This is a genomic window from Bacillus sp. B28 (assembly GCF_029536185.1).
GTDB classification, from domain to species: Bacteria; Bacillota; Bacilli; order Bacillales; family Bacillaceae; genus Bacillus; species Bacillus halotolerans.
The window spans coordinates 1,867,996-1,892,255 of record NZ_CP120511.1; the positions used below are offsets into that span (position 1 = coordinate 1,867,996).

Annotated in this window: 2 protein-coding genes; both read left to right on the forward strand. The window is 45.4% G+C overall.

What is annotated here, in order from left to right:
- The first annotated feature begins 70 nt into the window (after positions 1-70).
- Complete coding sequence (locus tag P3L57_RS09235) at positions 71-16,558, forward strand: non-ribosomal peptide synthetase (protein ID WP_277617522.1); 16,488 nt, start codon at positions 71-73, stop codon at positions 16,556-16,558.
- Positions 16,559-16,572: 14 nt separating this feature from the next.
- Positions 16,573-24,249, forward strand: coding sequence for a beta-ketoacyl synthase N-terminal-like domain-containing protein (locus tag P3L57_RS09240; protein WP_264798569.1), 7,677 nt, complete (start codon positions 16,573-16,575; stop codon positions 24,247-24,249).
- Positions 24,250-24,260: the final 11 nt, after the last annotated feature.

Genomic DNA, 24,260 nt, shown 5'->3' on the forward strand with positions numbered 1-24,260 from the left:
TAAAGAAATTCTCGATGCCTACAGATCAGGAGAATTAACAATTACTGAGGTAGAAGAACATCTTCAAAGCATGAAGCGTCAGTTGGAAAGCCCGCTTTCAGAAGGTCAAAAAGGGTTATGGATGCTTCAAAAAATGTCTCCTGATATGGGCGCATATAATATTCCTTTATGCTTTCGCGTCAGCAAAAAATTACATGTCGAGACGTTCAAGCAAGCCCTTCTGTTTGTACAGAAACAATATCCTGTTTTAACGAGTGTGATTCAAGAGGAAAATGGCATTCCATATCAAACGGTTCAGCCGTCGCAGGCTCTTCATTTTGAGGAAGCGGATATCTCAGCTATGCATTCAGCTGAGGTATTGCCCTGCCTAAAAGAAAAAGCTAAAGAACCTTTTCATCTGGAAACAGGTCCGTTAATGCGCACATATCTGTTTCATCAGTCAAATGAGGCATGCATTGTGCTTATCACGGTTCATCATATTATATTTGACGGTGTGTCAATGCTGACATTTATATCGACGCTTTTAGAGGCGTATCAACAATTGCTGCGAGGCGAAGAGCTGGTGCTGCAGACTTTACCGGCCGATTATCCTGACTTTGTTGACTGGGAAAATCGTATGCTGGGCGCTAGAGAAGGGGCTGAGCACCTTGCTTATTGGAAAGAGCAGCTGTCCGGAACGCTGCCTATTCTTGAGCTGCCGGCCGACCGTCCCCGTCCTTCAGCACAAAAATATAAGGGGCAAGCTTACAAAAGCTTGCTCCCTCATAACCTGAGCAAGCAAATAAAGTCGTTAGCCCGTTCTCATGATGTGAACGAATCTGTTGTGTATCTTTGTATTTATAAAGTGCTGCTGCATCACTATACAAAACAAAAGGACATCATTGTCGGAGTCCCGACAATGGGGCGGCCTGAAGACGGTTTTGAATCGATCATCGGGTACTTTATTAATATGATGGCTGTTCGGAGTAAAGAGATAGGAACCCAAACATGTCAAGAGTTCCTTCGAGACCTGCAGCTGACAGTGGCAGACGGACTTGACCATTCGGCATACCCGTTTCCGGCACTGGTAAGAGAACTGAATGTAGACCGCTCAGCAGCAGATTCTCCGATTTTTCAAACAGCCTTTCTCTACCAGAATTTCTTTCAGACAGCAGGCTTACAAAAAATGCTGGAGCAATATCAAGCTCTTGGCATCAAATATATCGAGGACATTCGGCAAGAAGGGGAATTCGAGCTGGCGCTGGAAGTGTATGAACAAGAAAACGAAACAGTGCTTCATCTTCTGTATAACCCTGATATATATGAATTATCTTCCATTGAAAGAATGATGGAGAACTACATCAAACTCACTGAGAACATCATTAACGATCCGTCTTTATCACTTGAAACATACTCTTTACAGCTAGATCAGGAACAAATCAGCTTGTTCGAGCAATGGAATGCGACAAAGACAAATGACTCCAAAGACAAGTGCATACATGAGATGTTTGAGGAAAAAGCGAAAAAAACACCCGATGCGATAGCGGTCGTATTCGAAGAGGAGACTCTTACATATAAGGAATTAGATCAAAAAAGCACATCGCTGGCCATTTATCTTCAAGCACAGGGGGCTGGACCGGAACGCCCGGTAGGGATTTGTGCAGAGCGTTCGTTTGATATGCTGATCGGAATTTTAGGGATTCTGAAAGCCGGCGGAGCGTATGTGCCTCTAGATCCGAACTTCCCTCAAGAACGATTAGCGTACATGCTCAAAGACAGTGAAGCGTCCATTGTTCTTACACAATCTAAAGCTCATGACAAAGTAAACAAATTAACTGATGACCATGTAAAAGTCATCAATATCGATTTGGCTTGCAGTCAAACGGACACTGCTCAACAAAAAAGTGAATTGAAACGAGAAGTCAAACCCCATCATCTCGCATATATCATTTACACCTCGGGCAGTACGGGACAGCCTAAAGGAGTCATGGTAGAGCATCAGAGCATTATGAATACGCTGAATTTTCTTGAATCCCAGTATCCTGTCACTGCTGAGGACGCTTATTTATTAAAGACGAACTATGTTTTCGACGTATCCATATCGGAATTATTCGGCTGGTTTATCGGAAATGGCCGCCTTATTATTCTTCCGCCAGATGGAGAGAAATCACCGCAGCTGTGCATGGATGTGATTGAAAAATATCATGTGACCCATGTTAATTTTGTCCCTGCCATGCTGCATGTATTTTTAGAAACGGCAAAAGACAACAGGAAATTTACTGAAGAAGGACCAATCAAATACATGATGGTTGCAGGAGAAGCCTTTCCTAAGGAATTGGTGAAAAAGGCAGTATCCATCTTTAAAAACTGCCGTGTTGAAAATATTTACGGACCAACAGAAGCCTCCATTTACGCGACTTATTTCGGATGCGGAACAGGAGATATCGCCAGTCATCATACGCTAATCGGCAAGCCTGTATCCAATACGAAGATTTATATCGTGGACCAGCATTTAAAGCCTGTTCCGATCGGAAAACCTGGTGAGCTTTGTATCGCAGGCGACGGATTGGCAAGGGGCTATTATAACCAGCCTGGCCTGACAGCGGAAACATTTATTGACAATCCGTTTGAAGCTGGGACCAAGCTTTATAAATCCGGTGATTCAGCAAGATGGCTGCCTGACGGGAATATTGAATATTTAGGCCGCATTGACAGCCAGGTTAAAATCCGAGGTTTCCGAATTGAATTAGGTGCAATAGAAACGAAACTGAGTGAATATCCGGGCATTTTAGATCAGGCAGTAGTAGTCAAGCAGCTGGAAGGACATAAAAAGCTGGCTGCATATTATACGGAGCAAATTGGACATCCGCCTATCGATCCAAACGATTTGCGACGCTGCCTGAAATCCAGCCTGCCGGAATATATGATACCTGCGCACTTTATCCGCCTGGATGAACTGCCATTAACACCAAGCGGGAAAGTGAACCGCAAGGAATTGGAACATCGGAAGGTCATTTTAAATCATTTAAAAACACAACATTTACAGTTATCAGAAGTAGAGGGAAAAGTGCAGCTCATTTGGGAGGATATGCTGAAAGTCAGCGGTTTTGGGCCAGAGGACGGATTTTTCGATGTGGGAGGCGATTCACTTCTTGCCGTGACCGTGGCGGAACGAATCCAAAAAGAATTTGACTGTGAATTCAGTGTAACGGAGCTGTTCGAGTACGCCAATATCAGGGCCATCAGCCAGTACATTATTGAAATGAAAAACACAGATGCGGCGGCCATACCTCAAAATGAAAGCAAGCAGAATGTGAAGAGGGTGAAACAAACGGAACAGACGGAGCAGCAAGCGCTGCCGTTGTATTTTGAAGACAGTATTGCCATTGTGGGAATCTCCTGCCAGTTTCCGGGTGCAAAAAATCATCATGAGTTCTGGAATCAAATCAAAGAAGGCAAGGAAAGTATTCAATTTTTTTCAAAAGAAGAACTGCGAGAATACGGAGTGCCTGAAGAATTAATTCAACATCCTGATTACGTTCCTGTGCAATCTGTGATTGAGGGAAAAGATTTGTTTGACCCAGGTTTCTTTCAAATCTCTCCTAAAGATGCTGAGTTTATGGACCCTCAGCTTCGTCTCTTATTGCTGCATTCATGGAAAGCAATTGAGGATGCGGGCTATGTGGCAAAAGAGATTCCGGAAACAAGTGTATATATGTCTGCAAGCAACAATTCCTACAGAACGTTATTGCCGAAGGAGAGAACAGAAGGACATGAATCTCCGGATGGCTATGTCTCATGGGTATTAGCCCAAAGCGGAACGATCCCGACGATGATCTCGCACAAGCTCGGATTAAAGGGGCCAAGCTACTTTGTTCATTCCAATTGTTCTTCTTCACTAGTAGGTTTGTATCAAGCGTACAAAAGCCTAACAGCTGGTGAATCTGAATACGCGCTTGTTGGAGGCGCAACCTTGCACGCGCAGTCAGGAATAGGCTATGTGCATCAAAACGGATTGAATTTTTCAAGTGACGGGCATGTTAAGGCATTTGACGCCGCGGCTGACGGAATGGCTGGAGGAGAAGGTGTAGCTGTCGTCCTATTGAAAAAAGCTGTGGATGCGGTAAGAGACGGAGACTATATTTACGCCATCATGCGCGGAATAGGAATCAATAATGACGGAGCTGATAAGGCCGGCTTTTATGCACCTAGCGTAAAAGGCCAAACAGAGGTCATACAGAGCGTATTGGACGAAACAGATATCCATCCTGAAACGATCAGCTACATTGAAGCACACGGTACAGGGACTAAATTAGGCGACCCTATTGAAATTTCTGCCTTAAACAAAGTGTACAAGCAATACACGGACAAAACACAATTTTGCGGAATCGGTTCGGTGAAGACCAATATCGGACATTTGGATACTGCCGCAGGGTTAGCCGGCTGCATTAAGGTTGCCATGAGCTTATCTCATAACGAACTTGCGCCAACTATCAACTGCCAGGAGCCGAATCCTAATATTCACTTTGACAGCTCTCCATTTTATGTTGTCCGCGAACGAAAATTATTACAGAAAAATCAAGGTGTACATCGGGCAGCGCTGAGCTCGTTTGGGCTTGGCGGAACGAACGCTCATGCCATATTCGAACAATATGAAAATGCCCAAGATACAAGAGCGGATAACGAAGGAAATCCTCCGTACCTCATTCCGGTATCGGCAAAGAACAGGGAGCGGCTGCAAGCATATGTAAAGGAACTGCTGACATTTGTCAGTCAAAATGATCTGACAAAACACTCTTTAAGGGATTTGGCATACACCTTCCAGATCGGCCGGGAGGCGATGGACACAAGAGTTATTTTTATGGCGAGCGATTTGGAAGAATGGAAGCTGCAGCTGGAGCGTTTTGTGAATGGACAACCGTTGACAGAAGGCTGTATTCAAGGAGAAAAAACGCGAGTGAAATCCGCTGATCTCTTACTTGGAGATGAGGAAACGGAAGAACTGGTTGCATCATGGATGTCCAAAGGCAAACTGAAAAAGCTTGCCGAAGTATGGGCCAAAGGTTTTCAGGTTGAATGGCGCCATCTTTACCCGAATGCGAAGCCGCGCCGCATGAGTCTGCCGACATATCCTTTTGCTGAAGAACGGTATTGGCCTGACATCAGCACGGGCAATCGTAAAACAGCTGAACCACGCTTGCATCCTTTGGTGCACCAGAATACATCTGTTTTATCGGAGCAGCGGTTCAGCTCCAGCTTCACAGGACAGGAGTATTTTATTGCTGAGCATATCATTAAAGGGATGGCGATTTTGCCTGCAGCTGTCACGCTTGAAATGGCAAGAGCCGCTATAGAACAAGGAATTGGCGGTTTTGATGATGAGGAATCCGGAATCCGCCTGAAACATGTGGTTTGGATGCGTCCGGTTGTAGCGGGAGATGAGCCGGTTACAGTAAACATCGGGCTCTATGATGAAGACGGCGGACATATTCTTTATCGGATGTATGGTGAACCGGAATCCGCTGACGCAGACCCAATTGTATATAACCAGGGCATAGCGGAATTATTTCAGCCAAAACATGCGGAGGTATTGGATCTAGAGGCGATAAAGAATCAATGTAATCAAGGCTTCATGGACACCTCCTTATTTTATGAAGGCATGATCGGAGCCGATTACGGTCCCGGATACAAGAGTGTGGAGACCGTTTATAAAGGAGACGGCCAGCTGCTCGCCAAATTATCGCTGCCGGGATCTGTCTCTCATACAGCAGCCGATTATGCTCTTCATCCAAGTTTATTGGATGGGGCGTTACAGACGGCTGAATATCTGCAAAACGTCACCAGGGCGGAGCTTTCTGACAGTGAAGACTTTAAAGCCGCGCTGCCATTTGCTTTAGAGGAGCTTGAAGTCTTTCATGAATGCGTTTCTGATATGTGGGTTTATGTTCAATTCAATTCAAAAAATAAACCGGGCGATCTGATACAGAAAGTTGATATTGATCTATGCGATGAGCAGGGCAGCGTTTGTATACGGATGAAGGGATTTTCGACGAGAGTGATGGAGAATGACATACAAACAGAATCATCACATTCAGAAACCTTATTGCTTCAGCCCGTTTGGAAAGAACAAAAGGCTGGCGGAAAAGCGGATAAAGAATATGCAGAGCATCTCGTGTTCCTCTGTGAATGTGATCAGGATATAAGAAAAAAGATCGAAGCAGAAATGGAGCATGTCCATGTCTTCATCCTGGAAGCAAGGCCTGCTTCAGTGGATGGGCGTTTTCATTCGTATACGGAACAGGTGTTTAGAAAAGTGCAAGCGCTGATTCGCGAGAAACCGAAAGGAGATATTCTGATTCAGATCGTGACCTCCGCAGAAGGCGAGCAGCGATTGTTTTCTGGATTGACCGGGCTGCTGAAAACGGCCGAATTAGAAACGGCTAAGCTGACCGGACAAATGATTGAAATCAGCAGTGAAGAAAGCGGGGAAAGCATCGCCCGCAAACTGAAAGAAAATCAAATAAGCAGCGGCACCCATATCAGATATCAAAACGGCACACGATTTATTGCAGATTGGAGTGAAATGAAAGCGGCAAGCCGTAACATCAGCATGCCGTGGAAAGACGGCGGCGTTTACCTCATCACAGGCGGTGCCGGTGGCTTAGGCCTTATGTTCGCAAAAGAAATTGCTGAACAAACGAAAAATGCGACAGTCGTTCTGACGGGCCGTTCACCTCTGAATGATAATAAAAGAGGGAAGATTGAAGAGCTTCGCGCCATAGGGGCCGAGATCACCTATCAGCAAATGGATGTTGCCGATAAAATCGCAGTGTACCAGTTAATGAACAATATCCAGAAAGAACATGGCCGTCTTGATGGCATTCTTCATAGCGCGGGAATTATTAAAGATAGCTATTTGGCCAAGAAATCAGCAGAAGATTTGCATGACGTGCTGGCGCCTAAAGTAAAAGGACTCGTTCACCTGGATGAAGCCAGCAAGGATTTGGCATTGGATGTTTTCATTCTCTTTTCATCTCTTTCGGGAAGTTTAGGCAGCATTGGTCAGGCTGACTATGCGGCAGCCAATGTATTTATGGATATGTATGCCGGTTACCGCAGTACGCTAGCCGAACACGGTCAGCGGCATGGCAAAACGCTTTCTGTAAACTGGCCATTATGGAAAGAGGGCGGCATGAAGGTCGATCGTGAAACGGAGAAAAGACTTGTGCAGCTGGCCGGAATTGTTCCTCTGGAAGCAAAACAAGGCATACAGGCTTTTTATCAAGCGTTCAATAGTGAGGCAAGCCAGGTCATGGTGATGGAAGGAAACGTTCAGAAGATAAAACAAAACATGCTGTCAAAAACCGCCTCAGCACCTATTGAAAAGAGGGAAACAGAAAGCATGACTGAACCGGCAAAGAGCATTGACACAGGGAGTTTGCTGGATAAAGTAAAGGCGATGTTAAAGCGGGAGGTCGCCAAGCTATTAAAGGTTCCATTTGAAACGATTGATGACCATGCCGAAATGACGGTGTATGGGTTTGACTCCATTTCTATGACTGAATTCACCAACCATATCAATCGGGCATATAAACTGGCGCTGACGCCAACCGTCTTTTTTGACCATCCGACGATCCATGAGTTCGGCAAGCATTTGTCAGAAGAATATCAAGCGGTATTTGCGAAAACATTTGCTGTACGCACCAGGTCTAAGGTTCAGGCTCAGCCTGCATTTGAACAGGATAAAACCATACATGGCACCTCAAAAAGACGCCGAAAGCAGCCGGTTATGCATCCGGCAACCATACAGAGTGAATCCGGGCCCGAGCCAATCGCAATCGTCGGAATAAGCGGCATTTTTCCTATGGCAAAAGATGTGGATGCCTACTGGAAGAACTTAAAAGAAGGCAAGGACTGCATGACGGAAATTCCGAAAGACCGCTGGGATTGGCGCGAATATGAAGGGGACCCTGCGAAGGAAGCCAATAAAACGAATGTAAGATGGGGAGGTTTTATTGACGGCATTGCGGAATTCGACCCATTATTCTTTGGCATTTCCCCGCGTGAGGCTGAACAAATGGAGCCGCAGCAACGCTTATTATTGACTTACGCATGGAAAGCGATTGAAGATGCAGGGTATTCGGCAAAAAGTCTGTCAGGCACAAAAACAGGCGTCTTCATCGGAACGGGTAATACAGGATACAGTTCTCTTTTCTCTAAAGCGAACTCGGCAATAGAAGGGTCAGCGGCAGCTAACACGAGCCCGTCAGTCGGTCCGAATCGTGTCAGTTATTTCCTTAATCTGCATGGGCCGAGTGAACCTATTGATACGGCGTGCTCCAGTTCATTGGTAGCGATCCATCACGCCATTTCCTCAATCGAGGAAGGCACTTGTGACATGGCATTAGCCGGCGGCGTTAATACGATTATTCTGCCTGAGGTGTATATCAGCTTTGATAAAGCGGGTGCCCTGAGCAAAGAAGGCAAATGCAAGACGTTCTCAAATCGAGCTGATGGTTTTGCTCATGGGGAAGGAGCCGGCATACTGTTTCTGAAGAAGTTAAAAGCGGCCGAGGAAGCGGGAGACCATATTTATGGAGTGATAAAAGGAAGCGCAGTGAACCACGGGGGGCGTGCGGCGTCTTTAACGACGCCTAATCCGAAGGCCCAGGCGGAAGTCATACAAACGGCATTCCAAAAGGCGGGAATCGATCCCAAAACGGTGACGTACATTGAGGCGCACGGAACAGGTACGGAGCTTGGAGATCCGGTTGAAATTAACGGATTGAAAGCGGCTTTTAAAGGGCTGGGTGTAAAAGAAGGAGACACTTCTGCCAATCATTATTGCGGCCTCGGTTCAGCGAAGACAAACATCGGTCATTTATCGCTTGCAGCCGGTGCAGCAGGAATTATTAAAATTTTAATGCAGCTTAAACACAAAACCTTAGTGAAAAGTCTCCATTGCGAGACTGTCAATCCGTATATTCAGCTTGAAAACAGCCCATTTTATATCGTTCGGGAAACAGAAGAATGGAAAGCGCTACAGAATGAGCAGGGGCAGGATCTGCCTCGCCGTGCAGGCGTCAGTTCATTTGGTATCGGCGGGGTAAATGCCCACGTGCTCATCGAGGAATATATTCCGAAGGCGGACGCTGGCAGCATACCGTCGATCACTTCTGAACATCCAGGTATTTTCGTCCTATCAGCTAAAAATGAAGCAAGACTGAAAGAATACGCACAGCAGCTGGCTGAAGCGTTAGACCAGCATATTTACAAAAACGAAGATCTCGCAAATATTGCTTATACGCTGCAAGCCGGGCGAGACGCGATGGAAGAACGGCTGGGGATCATTTCCGGGTCAATTGAGGATTTGCAAGACAAGCTAAAAGACTATGCAGCCGGCAAAAATAATGTGGAGGATGTATATAGAGGGCGGATTGATAAAGGAACGCTGCAAATGCTGACGGAAGATGAAGAAATTCAAGAAGCGGTTGAAAAATGGATGAAGCGCGGAAAGTATGCAAAACTGCTGGAATTATGGGTGAAAGGGCTTGATGTGGACTGGGCGAAGCTATATGGCGAGAATGAGCCGCATCGCATCAGCTTGCCGACATATCCGTTTGCGAAAGACCGTTACTGGATTTCTGATTATGTCGCAAAAAGGGGAAGCGTTAAAGCCGACAAAAAAGCATCTCACATCAGCGCATCTGTGTTACATCCATTAATGCATCAAAACACTTCGAATCTCTCGGAACAGCGGTTTAGCTCAATCTATACGGGTGAAGAGTTTTTCCTTGCAGATCATGTTGTCAAAGGCCAACGGATCTTGCCGGGAGTGGCCCATCTTGAAATGGCGCGAGCTGCCATTGAGCAGGCTGCAGAGGTACAAAACGGTCAGTATCGCATTACGCTCAAAAACACAGTGTGGGTGCGGCCGATTGTAGTCGGGGAGCAGCCGCTGCAAGTACACATCAGGCTTTTTCCGGAGGAGCATGGTGACATTACGTATGAAATCTACGGCAACCCGGAAACAGCCGGTGACAAACCAATTGTATACAGTCAAGGCGGAGCTGAATTACATCCTGCTGCGGATACGCCGGTCATTGATTTAGCATCCCTGCGAAATAAGTGTCAGCAAACTCATTTCTCCGTAAACGAAGTATACGACACCTATAAAATGATTGGTTTTGACTACGGTCCAGCTTATCGCGGTGTAGAAAAGATTTATACAGCTGAACATTTTGTATTGGCAAGATTGTCATTGCATCCTTCTGTTTTAGATACAATTAGCCAATTCAGCATGCATCCGGGTCTGATGGACTCCGCTTTACAGGCATCCAGCATTTTGACAGGCGCAGGAGATAACCGGCTGACGCTGCCTTTTGCGGTACAAGAGCTTGAAGTCTTCGGGACATGTTCCTCGAACATGTGGGTATACGCCAGATACAGTGAAGGCAGCAAATCGACTGATAAGGTGCAAAAGCGGGATATTGATATCTTAGATGAGAACGGCAATGTTTGCGTACGGTTAAAAGGTTTGTCTTTCAGAGCGGCAGAAAGCGATCCTAGATCAGCAGAGTCTGACCAAACGATGGAAACTTTGATGTTTGAGGAAAAATGGATGTCTAGGGAGATCGACAAAGACGGTCCGGAACCAGAATATGAACGGCATATTATCATGCTGTGTGAAATGAACGGACTCTCAAAAGACAGCATTGAATCAAAGCTCAAAGGAGCGGAATGTATAGTATTGGAGTCTTACCGGGAGGGTCTGGCAGAGCGATTCCAAGATTATGCCGAACAAGCGCTTGAGACGATACAGAGTATCCTCAAAAGCAAGCCGCAAGGCCATGTTCTGATCCAAATGCTTACCTCCGCGCAAAGAAAGCATTACTCTTTCTCAGGACTTTCGGCGCTCCTTAAAACGGCCGGGCTGGAGAATACAAAGCTGATCGGCCAGACGATTGAAATCGATACAAACGAAACTATGAATAGGATCGCAGACATAGTCCAAGAGAATAAAAGAAACACAGGAGATCAGCGCATTAAATATGAAAAAGGCAAACGGTACATCAATGAATTAAATGAAATTCATACGCCTGACCGTGAAATCAGATTGCCGTGGAAGGATAAGGGTGTGTACCTCATCACAGGCGGCGCAGGAGGACTTGGATTTATTTTTGCGAAAGAAATTGCAAGCCAAGTCAAACAGCCTGTTTTGATTCTTACAGGCAGGTCCGCGCTTAGCGCTGATCAGCAATCACAGCTTAGCGAGCTGCAGCGTTTAGGTGCCCGTACAGAGTACAGACGGGTTGATGTGACTCAAACGGAGGCTGCGTCCGAGTTAATCACAAGGATCACAGCTGATTATGGCGATTTGCATGGCGTGATTCACAGTGCTGGACTGCTTAAAGACAACTATCTCATGAATAAAACAAATGAAGAACTTAAGCAGGTCCTCGCTCCTAAGGTAAAAGGGCTCGTAAATGTGGATGAGGCAACCGAGCATCTCGCGTTAGATTTCTTTATCCTTTTCTCTTCCATATCTAGTGTCACCGGCAGCGCGGGACAGGCGGATTATGCGATGGCTAATGCATTTATGGACAGCTATGCCGCTTATCGTAATGCGCTTGTGACCGCCATGTACAGACACGGCCAAACATTGTCGATCAATTGGCCGCTGTGGAAAGAGGGCGGCATGCGTGTAAATAAAGAAACTGAAAAAATGACAATGAAAAATACGGGCGTTACGGCTATGCGAACTGAAACCGGCATTCAGGCACTTTATAAAGGATTGGCTTTTGGTAAAGATAATGTCATTGTCATGGAAGGTATCAAAGACATGATGAGAGAAAAGCTGTCTCAAAAGCCGCCTTCTGAAGATGTTCCGAATAAACCAGCGCAAGAGCCTGTGACCCAGATAGCAAGAATGGATCAAGACAGCTTATTGGACCAAATACAAGACATTTTAAAGCAAGCAATCTCTCAATTGCTCAAAATCAAAACTGAAGAGATTGATCCGCATATGGAGTTTAATCAATATGGATTTGATTCAATCACTTTGACTGAATTCGCTAATATATTAAATGAACAATACAAGCTGGATCTGACCCCTACAATTTTCTTTGAGCATGCAACTGTTTCTGCATTTGCCGTGTATTTATCAGCAGAATATCAAAATACATTCTCGGCGCAATTTGCAGTGCCTGTCAAGGAGGATCTGCCTGTACAGCCTGCGGAAAAAGCCACGAAAGACATCAGGTTTTCAACCGAAAACCGTTTTGGCAAACCGAAGGAGCTGCCAGTGAAGAAGACAGCCGAGCATGCGCCTGAGCCCGAACCCATTGCCATTGTAGGGATGAGCGGAGTTTTCCCAAAAGCAAAGGATGTTGAGGAGTACTGGATGAATTTGAAAGAAGGAACAGATTGTATAACAGAGGTTCCAAAAGACCGCTGGGATTGGCGTGAGTACTACGGAGACCCGCTAAAAGAAGCAAATAAAACGAACGTCAAATGGGGCGGTTTTATTGATGGAGTAGCCGACTTTGATCCGTTGTTCTTCGGCATTTCTCCGCTGGAGGCTGAGCAGATGGAGCCTCAGCAGCGTCTATTAATGACCTATGCTTGGAAAGCGATAGAAGAAGCTGGACATTCAGCCCAAAGCCTATCAGGAACCAAAACGGGCTTATTCATCGGTACTGGGAACACGGGATACAGCTCTCTTCTCTCAAATGTAGATATCGAAGGCTCAGCGGCTGCTAATATGAGTCCTTCTGCCGGACCGAATAGAGTCAGTTATTTTCTTAACGTTCATGGACCGAGCGAACCGATTGACACGGCATGTTCAAGCTCACTGGTCGCCATTCATCATGCAGTTTGTGCAATTGAAGCTGGAAACTGTGAAATGGCGATCGCGGGAGGCGTCAACACGGTTGTCACACCGCAAGGCCACATTGCCTACGATAAAGCAGGGGCTCTGAGCAAAGAAGGAAAATGCAAAACGTTCTCTGATAAAGCCGATGGATTTGCGGTCAGTGAAGGTGCAGGCATCCTCTTCCTGAAAAAACTAAAGGCGGCGGAACGCGACGGCGATCATATTTACGGTGTGATCAAAGGAAGTGCGGTAAATCACGGAGGCCGCGCGAATTCTCTGACGACGCCTAATCCGAAGGCTCAGGCAGAAGTCGTAAAAACCGCTTATTTGAAGGCGGGAATCGATCCGAGAACTGTGACGTATATTGAAGCGCATGGAACCGGAACGGAACTTGGCGATCCGGTAGAAATTAACGGGCTGAAGGCTGCATTTAAAGAACTGTACGAGAAAACGGGAGATCCTTCTGTTCATGCCAGCCATTGCGGACTGGGTTCAGCGAAGACAAACATCGGCCATTTATCGCTCGCAGCCGGTGTAGCCGGTGTCATCAAAATCCTGTTGCAGCTAAAACACAAAACGCTGGTAAAAAGTCTGCACAGTGAGACGATCAATCCATATATCAGATTGGAAGACAGCCCATTTTATATCGTGCAGGAATCCAGGGAATGGAAATCGCTGCGGGATGAAAACGGACGGGAAATGCCTCGCCGAGCCGGAGTCAGTTCATTTGGCATAGGCGGTGTCAATGCCCATGTGGTCATTGAGGAATATATTCCAAAAGAAACTGCTCCTTCTGAACAAGCGCCAGCAGTGACATCACAGAACCCGGGCATCTTTGTCTTGTCGGCAAAGGAAGAAGATCGCCTGAAGGACCAAGCACAGCAATTGGCGGATTTTATCAGCAAACATTCAATCTCAGATCGTGATCTCACTGATATTGCTTATACACTCCAAGAGGGGCGCGATGCAATGGAGGAGAGATTAGGGATTATCGCTGTCTCGGTTCAAGATTTGCTGGAGAAACTGTACCTCTTTATAGAAGGACAAACCAATGCGACCAACATGTATAGAGGCAGGGCGAATAAAGGGATATTACAGACACTCAGGTCAGACGAAGACATTCAGAAAACACTCAAAAATGACTGGGAACCCGAAGTTTATACAAAACTGGTTGAATTATGGGTAGCAGGATTAAAAATAGATTGGAATAAAATGTATAACGGGAAACAGCCTAACCGCATCAGCTTGCCGACCTATCCATTTGCAAAAGAGCGCTACTGGATAACGGATATGAAAGAGGAGGCAATCACACAAAAGGCACCGACAAAAACTGTTGATACAGCAGTTTTGCACCCATTAGTACAAACCAACACTTCTGATTTGACAGAGCAGCGTTTCAGCTCAATCTTTACAGGCGCTGAGTTCTTTTTCAACGACCACAAGGTGAAGGGAAAGCCGGTCATGCCGGGGGTCGCGTATCTTGAGATGGTACATGCAGCCATTTCGCAGGCAGTGCGAGGGCTCAAAGATCATCAATCTGTCATTCATATAAAAAATGTTGTTTGGGTACAGCCGATTGTGGCGGACGGTCAGCCTGTCCAAGTGCATATCAGTCTTGATCCTCAGCAAGATGGTGAAATTGCTTTTGAAATCTTTACAGAAGACGGTGAGAACACACGGAAGGTACACAGTCAGGGCAGTGTTGAGATAAGAGAGGCAGGAAACATTCCTTCTCATAATATCAGCGCGCTGCAATCACAATGCAGTCAAAGCACACTTTCAAATGAACAGTGCTATGAGTTATTTAAAGCGATCGGCATAGAATACGGGCTTGGTTTTCAAGGAATACAGCAGCTTTACATTGGCCGCAATCAAGCGTTGGCGGAGCTTTCGCTGCCGTCTGGTGTATCTCAAACGCTGAACGAATTTATTCTTCATCCGAGTATGACGGATTCTGCTTTACAAGCGTCGATCGGGTTAAAGCTGAATTCCGGAGACGAACAGCTTTCATTGCCTTTTGCACTGCAGGAGCTTGAAGTATATAGCCCATGTACAGAAAACATGTGGGTCTCTGTCACCTCGCGTCCAAACGAGGACAGAATACAACGGCTGGATATTGATCTATGTGATGAACAAGGCCAGGTATGTGTAAGAATCAAGGGCATCTCCTCAAGAGTGATAGAAGAAGACATACAACGCCCGGAAAAAATAAAACGCTCTGACAGCAAGGCGTCTCTTAATGGAGCGCTTCTAATGGCGCCGGTATGGGATCAAGTGCAAACGGAGAATAGCAGGATCATTCCGTCTGCTGATGAGCGTGTTGTCATTCTAGGTGGGGATGAAAACAGCAGAAACGCTGTACAAAGACAGTTCCCGCTTGCCAAAGAGCTGCACATCAAGCCGCATGATTCGATTCATCAGTTGGCAAACCAGCTTGATGCATTAGGGGCATTTGACCATATTGTGTGGATTTCTCCTTCCCATGTTGCGGAGTGCGAAATCGGTGATGACATGATTGAAGCCCAAAACCAAAGCGTAATTCAACTGTTCAGGCTCATTAAGGCGATGCTTTCTTTAGGCTATGGAGAGAAGACGATAAGCTGGACGGTCGTGACAGCGAATACGCAATGTGTTGATCAGCATGACATTGTCAATCCAATTGATGCCGGTCTTCACGGTCTGATCGGCTCGATGGCAAAAGAATATACAAATTGGCAGACAAAACTGATCGATGTAGATCGAAATGAAGATTGGCCGGTGGATGAAATCTTTTCCTTGCCATTCGACCAAGAGGGAAATACTTGGGCGTATCGGAACAAAACCTGGCACAAACAGCGTCTGATTCCTGTACACAGCAATCAGCCTGTGCATACCAAGTATAAGCACGGAGGCGTTTATGTTGTCATAGGCGGTGCGGGCGGAATTGGAGAAGCTTGGAGCGAATATGTGATTCGAACATACCAAGCGCACGTCGTTTGGATTGGCAGAAGAACAAAAGATACATCCATTCAAAGCAAGCTGGACAGACTTGCGCGTTTTGGGCCGGCTCCGTTTTACATCGAAGCTGATGCCGCAAACCGAGAGGACTTGGAACGCGCTTATGCAGCCATCAAACAAATACATCGGGAAATCAACGGAATCATTCATTCTGCCATCGTTTTGCAAGACCAAAGCCTGATGAATATGAATGAGGAACGTTTCAGAAATGTTCTTTCTGCAAAAGTGGATGTAAGTGTGCAAATGGCTCAAGTCTTCCAGAAAGAGCCGTTGGACTTTGCTTTGTTTTTCTCTTCCGTACAATCATTTGCAAGAGCTTCAGGACAGAGCAATTATGCTGCCGGCTGCAGCTTTAAGGATGCTTTTGCTTATCGGCTTTCACAAGTATGGCCTTGTACAGTAGCTGTGATCAATTGGAGTTATTGGGGCAGCATTGGTGTTGTTTCCTCACCTGATTATCAGCGAAGAATGGCGCAGGCGGGCATAGGCTCTATTGAAGCCCCTGAAGCGATGGAAGCGTTGGAACTGCTGCTCGGGGGGCCGCTGAAACAGCTTGTGATGATGAAGATGGCAGACTGCGGAACGGACAATGACTCAGGACAGAATGACGAAACAATTGAGGTGTATCCGGAAACTCACAGCTCCGCCATTGAGAAACTGCGAAGCTATCACCCGGGAGACAGCACAAAGATACAACAACTGTTATAGGAGGGGAAGCGCCAATGCGAAACACAGAAGACATTCTCTGTAAGATGCTGTTAGCACAATTGCAGTCCATAGGATTTTTCAAGGAAAATAAGCCCCAGCCGGTGCTGCAGAATTTCTATGGCAGATGGTTTGAGGAGAGCCTATCGATTTTGGAGCGGCATGGTTTTCTTCAACAAACGGCAAATGGATACGCCGTAACCCGCTCAACAGAGGACATAAATGAATTGTGGAACGAATGGGATGAAAAAAAAGCAGACTTGCTTCAAGACAGTAACATGAAAGCCATGGTGGTGTTAGTAGAGACTGCACTTAAAGCCTTGCCGGATATTCTGACCGGCAAGGCATCTGCCACCGATATCCTTTTTCCGAACTCATCTATGGAGTTAGTGGAAGGAATCTATAAAAACAATCAAGTCGCAGACTATTTTAACGATGTGCTGGCAGACACCTTGGCTGCCTTTATGCAGGAGCGTCTAAAGCAAGAGCCTGAAGCAAGGATTCGTATACTAGAAATCGGAGCGGGAACAGGCGGTACAAGCGCTGCGGTTTTTCAAAAAATGAAAGCCTATCAGTCACATATAAAAGAATATTGCTATACAGATCTCTCCAAAGCGTTTTTACTGCATGCGGAAAAAACGTACGGTCCGGACAACCCTTATTTGACGTATAAGGTATTTAATGTGGAAGAGCCGGCGGCTGAACAACATATAGAAGCGGGCGGATACGATGTAGTTGTCGCAGCAAATGTGCTTCATGCGACGAAAAATATCCGGCAGACATTGAGAAATGCCAAAGCGGTTTTGAAGAAAAACGGTCTGCTCCTTCTGAATGAGATTAATGACCATAATATATATTCACACCTGACCTTTGGCTTGTTAGAGGGCTGGTGGCTGTATGAAGATCCTGATCTGCGTATCCCGGGCTGCCCTGGTTTATATCCAGATTCATGGAAAATGGTGCTTGAGAGTGAGGGCTTTCGTTATGTTTCCTTTATGGCTGAACAATCACATCAACTCGGCCAGCAGATCATTGCAGCGGAAAGTGACGGAATCGTCCGTCAAAAAACGCGAACAGCAAAACCAGCAGAAGAAATTATAGATTACCATCTAGACGAACATCATTCTCAAACGAAGGATAGTGATGAGGATTCTCTTCTTGAACAAACGACACAATTTGTGAAACATACGTTAGCAAAATCGATAAAACTATCACCGGAGCGTATACATGCAGAAACAACGTTTGAGAAGTATGGAATCGATTCTATTTTGCAGGTGAATTTTATTCGTGAGTTAGAAAAACTGACGGGGGAGCTTCCGAAAACAATTTTATTTGAACACAGCAATACGAAAGAACTCGTCGATTTTCTGATAAAGGAGCATGAAGGGAAGCTGCGGACATCACTGCTGAAAGAAAAATCACAGCCCGCAAATAAAGAAACTTCTATTCAAGCGAAGCCAATAAAATCTGAACAGCCGTTTACATATCAAACGCGCCGTTTTAGCGGAGACCAGCAGGTAATTAAAACTCAGCAAGCAAAAGCGAATCCAAAATCAGAAACCGAAACAGCGAAAAACGTAAAGGCAATCCCTTCTCATAGAACCACACCGAATCATTACGGCACAGAAGATATTGCTATTATCGGCATAAGCGGACGTTATCCGATGTCTGAAAACGTAGAAGAGCTCTGGGAGCATTTAATAGCAGGGGATAATTGTATTACAGAGGCTCCGCAATCAAGATGGCGGACATCTTTAGTAAACACTTTGTCGAAAGAATCATTACAATCGTCAGATAAGAAGCGCTACGGCGGATTTTTAAAAGACGTACATGCGTTTGATCATCATCTTTTTGAAGCGGATCAGAATCAAGTAATGGAAATGACACCGGAACTTCGTTTATTTTTAGAAACCGTCTGGGAAACATTTGAGGACGGAGGCTATTCCCAAATCCGATTAAATGAACTGCAGGACAACGGAACGGGAGTAGGTGTCTTTGTTGGAAACATGTATAATCAGTATTTTTGGAATATCCCTTCATTAGAACAAGCGGTGCTGAGCTCTAATGGCGGAGACTGGCATATTGCAAATCGCGTTTCTCATTTTTTTAACCTGACAGGACCAAGTCTGGCTGTCAGCTCCGCATGCTCCAGTTCATTAAACGCAATCCATCTTGCATGTGAGAGTTTGAAACTGAAAAACTGTTCGATGGCAATAGCCGGCGGTGTCAATTTAACATTGGATCTCTCAAAATATGATGCGCTGGAGCGCGCAAATCTTTTAGGGAACGGAAATCAAAGCAAGAGCTTTGGCACAGGAAGCGGGCTTATTCCGGGTGAAGGTGTCGGAGCCGTCCTGCTAAAACCGCTCTCTAAGGCGATAGAAGATCACGACCATATTTATGCCGTCATCAAAAGCAGCTTTGCCAATCATAGCGGAGGAAGGCAGATGTATACAGCGCCAGACCCGAAGCAGCAAGCTGCATTAATCTCCAAGTCCATTCAGCAATCCGGCATTGATCCGGAAACAATCGGCTATATAGAATCTGCGGCAAATGGTTCAGCGTTAGGCGACCCGATTGAAGTAATCGCACTATCTAATGCATTTCATCAGTATACAAATAAGAAACAGTTTTGTGCGATAGGCTCTGTAAAATCGAATCTTGGACATTTGGAGGCGGCTTCCGGCATTTCTCAGCTCACCAAAGTTCTGTTGCAGATGAAAAATGGGACGCTTGTGCCGACGATTAATGCCACCCCTGTCAATCCAAATATTAACCTGGAAAACACAGCATTTTATCTGCAAAAACGAACAGAGCCGTGGCAGCGGTTAAAAGATCCCGATACAGGAAAGCATCTGCCCAGAAGAAGCATGATTAATTCTTTCGGAGCGGGAGGGGCCTATGCGAATCTCATTATAGAAGAATTTATTGGCGCTGCATCTGAGCAGCAACATCCAGTGCCTCACCAGCAGGACTATCTGGCCGTTTTTTCTGCGAAAACGAAATGGAGCCTGCTCAGCTATCTTGAAAAACTGCGAGTGTTTTTAGAAAAAAAACCATCTTCTTCTATTGGAGCAGTTGTACGCTCACTGCACAGGATTAATCATGACTTAGAACATCGGGCTGCATTTTCGGTATCGTCGACGCAGGAATTGATTGAGAAACTAGAGATTTTCCAAAAAACAAAAGAAAGCTCACTCCAGGATGGTATCTATACATCCTTTGATTTACAATCAGATGCGATTTCTGCCCATGAAGAAACAAGCTTAACAGCACAGCAATGGGCTGCGGGGGCTTCGATTCATTTTGACCATATACATCAAGGGAATGAAACTGGCTGGATCAATCTGCCTCACTATGCATTTGACCATCAAACAGTCTTTCAATTTGGTGCCCTGCCTCATGAAGAAGGGAAAAGGCATGATGAACAAACGGCTAATCATCCGCTGATACAAGATTCATTCGCATACGATGAGCCTTACGTTCAAGGCCATGTGTTCAACAAAGAACGGGTGCTCGTCGGTGCAACCTATGCAAGTCTTGCGATTGACGCGTTTTTTGAAATGTTCCCTGAAGAAATCAGCGGCCGTATCAGTAAATTAAGTTATCTAAATCCTGTTGTCATAAACCAAGGGCAAACAATTGAAATAAAAGCTGATCCTCTTCAGAAAGATCATGCAATCGATTTGCAAATCATGTATCGTGAGCGGGAATCTGAGACGTGGAAGCCTGCCGCAATCGGGCAATGCCAAAAAGACCATTTTGAAACAAAAAAAGTCAACATTGAAAGCGTAAAACGTTCGTTAACAGAGCTGGATCATATTGACCAAATGTATCAAACCGTCGACGGCGGCGCTGAGTGGGGAGACTTGTATAAAACCATCACTCATCTGTACAGAGGCAATAATTCAATCCTTGCAAAAGTGCGTTTGTCTCAAAACGGAATGGCAAATGCGCATCATTACACTGTCAGCCCATTGATTACAAACAGTGCTTACCTGGCAATTCTCAGTTTCATAGAACAATTAGACATAGAGGGGCATTTCTTGCCATTTGGAATCAACGATATTCAATTCACAAAAAATAAAATTAGTGAAGATTGCTGGCTTATGATTACTTTCGTTAAGAATACCGGTGAAATGCTGCTGTTTGACATAGACGTGATGAATGAAGCGTCAGAGACGGTGCTGCGCTATTCAGGTTACTCTTTAAAGCAATTCAGCTTAACAGATCGAGGAAGCAAAGAGGAAAATCAGGAAATTCAAATACACGATATAAGAGACCGTATTCAAAGCTATATCACAGATAAACTGGCTGATAAGACGGCCACTCCATCAAAACTGTCTCTTGCAAAAGTTCATATCATGGATTTAGGGATCGATTCTTCCCAATTGATTGCGTTGACAAGAGAGCTGGAATCAGAGACAAAGATTGAGCTAAATCCTACATTGTTTTTTGAATATCCGACTCTTCAAGAACTGGCCGATTTTTTTGCCGAAAAATATGAAAAATCCTTTGTTCAATTGCTTGGAGGAACCAAGCAACAGCAGAAATCCCAGAATATAAAAGAAAATAAAATAAAGCAAATGCAAACCTATGAAAGAAAGACGGATGAAACAAAAGAAACGGCAGACGGCATAGCCATTATCGGCATGTCGGGGCAGTTTCCAAGAGCAAACAATGTAACGGAATTTTGGGATAACCTGATTCACGGGAGGAATTGTATTTCTGAAGTGCCGGAAGAACGCTGGGATTGGCGAAAATATACCGAAAATACTGATGGGAAGCAGTCAAGCCTTCAATGGGGCGGATTTATAGAAGGCATAGGTGAGTTTGACCCGCTGTTTTTCGGCATTTCACCGAAAGAAGCAGCGACAATGGATCCCCAGGAGTTTCTGCTTTTGACACATGCGTGGAAGGCGATGGAAGACGCCGGTATAACAGGCCAAGCCTTATCCAGCTGCCCGACAGGAGTTTTTGTCGCAGCCGGCAATACCGATGCGGCTGTGATTCCTTCCTTAATGCCAAACCGTATTTCCTATGCACTGAATGTAAAAGGGCCAAGTGAATATTATGAGGCTGCCTGTTCCTCAGCTCTTGTCGCTTTGCACAGAGCGATTCAATCCATTCGAAACGGCGAATGTGAGCAAGCCATTGTTGGCGCTGTGAATCTCCTGCTCTCACCAAAGGGTTTTAGCGGCTTTGATTCAATGGGATATTTGAGTGCGGAAGGGAAAGCCAAGTCCTTTCAAGCAGAGGCGAATGGATTTGTTCGAAGTGAAGGTGCAGGGGTTCTCATCATTAAACCTTTACAAAAAGCCATTGAAGACTCTGATCATATTTATTCTGTCATTAAAGGGACAGGTGTATCGCATGGCGGCAGGGGAATGTCACTGCACGCGCCTAATCCGGTTGGAATGAAGGATGCGATGAAGAAGGCTTACCAAGGGTCGCAAGTAGATCCGAAAACGGTGACTTATATAGAAGCGCACGGGATCGCATCGCCAGTGGCTGATGCTATAGAAGTGGAAGCGTTGAAATCGGGATACAGACAGCTCGAATCGGAGCATTCACACCAACTGCAAGGAGAAATGCCTTGTTACATCAGCAGCTTAAAGCCGAGCATCGGGCATGGAGAACTGGTCTCAGGCATGGCTGCTCTTATGAAAGTCAGCATGGCGATGCAGCATAAAACAATACCTGGTATTCCCGGTTTTGGTTCATTGAATGATCAGGTGTCAATAAAGGAAACGCGTTTCCGGATGATTGACGGAAACCAGCAGTGGGAAGAAATACAGGATGATGCAGGCAGAACGATACCACGCAGAGCAAGCATTAATAGCTATGGTTTTGGAGGAATAAACGCGCACATCATCTTAGAAGAATATGTTCCTTCTCATACAGAACCAGCAATTGAACATACAGATGAGCCGCACATTGTGGTGCTTTCTGCAAAAAACCGAGACAGACTAAGAGCCGTTGTTCAACAGATGCTTGACTATGTAAAACAGCAAAAAGCACTGTCTTTACAAAATTACGCTTACACACTTCAAGTCGGACGAGAAGAGATGAGTGACCGGATGGCCCTGGTTATCCGCAGTAAGGATGAACTCGTACTCGGATTGGAAGAGTACTTAACAGCTGCGGAAAAAGCAGAAAAGCCGAAAAGCACTGTACCTTGCTTTATCGGAAATTCAGAAGAAGGCATGTCAGATATCGGTGCCTTACTTGAGGGAACATTGGGCGATATCGTGATGCAGACACTATTGTCTGAAAACCATCTTGAAAAGATCGCGTTTTGCTGGGCAAAAGGAGTGCAAATTCCATGGGAGCAGCTTCATCAAGGAAAAGGTGCGCGGAGAATATCCTTGCCCGCCTATCCGTTTGAAAAAAGAAATTGCTGGAATGGCTTTCTGTCACCAGAAATAGCACCTGCTTTTTCAAATGATGAGATTCCCCCTCACAAAAGAAACGATATTCAAATGATATCTGATGTATTGGGCATGACACCTGAAGAATTAAATCCTCAAAAGGCATTACAAGATTACGGGTTTGATTCTATCGTTTGTATACAGTTATTGCAGCAATGGCAAGCAGAAGCTGGCCTGTCAATCAGCCTGGCAGAGCTGCAAACGTGTCAAACTGTGCAGAATATGGTGGACTTGATAGCAATGAAACGGGAAAATACAGTCCAAGACCAGTCAGTCCAGACTGTCAGCCGGTCATTTCCGGAATTAATACCGTTAAACGATGGCAAGCGGGGGCGCCCTGTATTTTGGTTTCATGGAGGAGTAGGCGGTGTAGAAATCTATACGCCATTTGCGAAGAAAAGCCAGCGTCCTTTTTACGGCATTCAAGCCAAGGGCTTTATGACAAATCATGCTCCTTTACACGGGATTGAACAAATGGCTTCCTATTATATAGACATTATGCGATCCGTACAGCCGGAAGGCCCTTATGATGTAGGCGGATATTCCTTAGGCGGACTGCTCGCATATGAAGTAACACGCCAGCTGCAAAGCCAGGGGCTTGCTGTAAAAAGCATGGTCATGATTGATTCCCCTTACAGTCCTGGACGTGAACAAAATGAGCCTTCTGTAAAAACATCAATGCTTCAAACGATAAATACGATGCTGGCATCTATTGTTCAGCCGGAAAAGCTTACAGACGTTCTCATCAGCCGTGAAGAGGTAGATGTTGACAGAGAGGAAGAGGAATTTTTAACTGAACTGATTGGTTTAGCAAGAAAGCGGGGATTAAACAAACCGGAGACGAGAATACGGACTCAGCTTAACCAAATGGTCAAAGCTCAGCATGCTTATGAATTTGAGGCGTACACTGTCCAGCCGCTTGTGGATCCTGAAGCGGTAAAATGTTATTATTTCCGCAATAAAAGCAAGTCTTTCCTTGGCGACTTGGACATTTACTTTACCATTTCAAATGAAAAAATACCGTTGGATGATACTGCCTACTGGGAGGAATGGGAGCGGCAAATCCCTCAATTCCATTTGGTGGATGTCGATTCCAGCAATCACATGATGATGTTAACAGAATCTAAAGCGTCCAGCGCCATGCTGGAGTTTTGTGAAAAACTATACTCAAACAGAGGCGTGGTAAACGCGAATTTCCTTAAGGCTTTTCGCAAAAAACATGAAGCCAGCGAAGAAAACGCTGATGAATTGGTAAAGCGCTGAGGAAATATAAA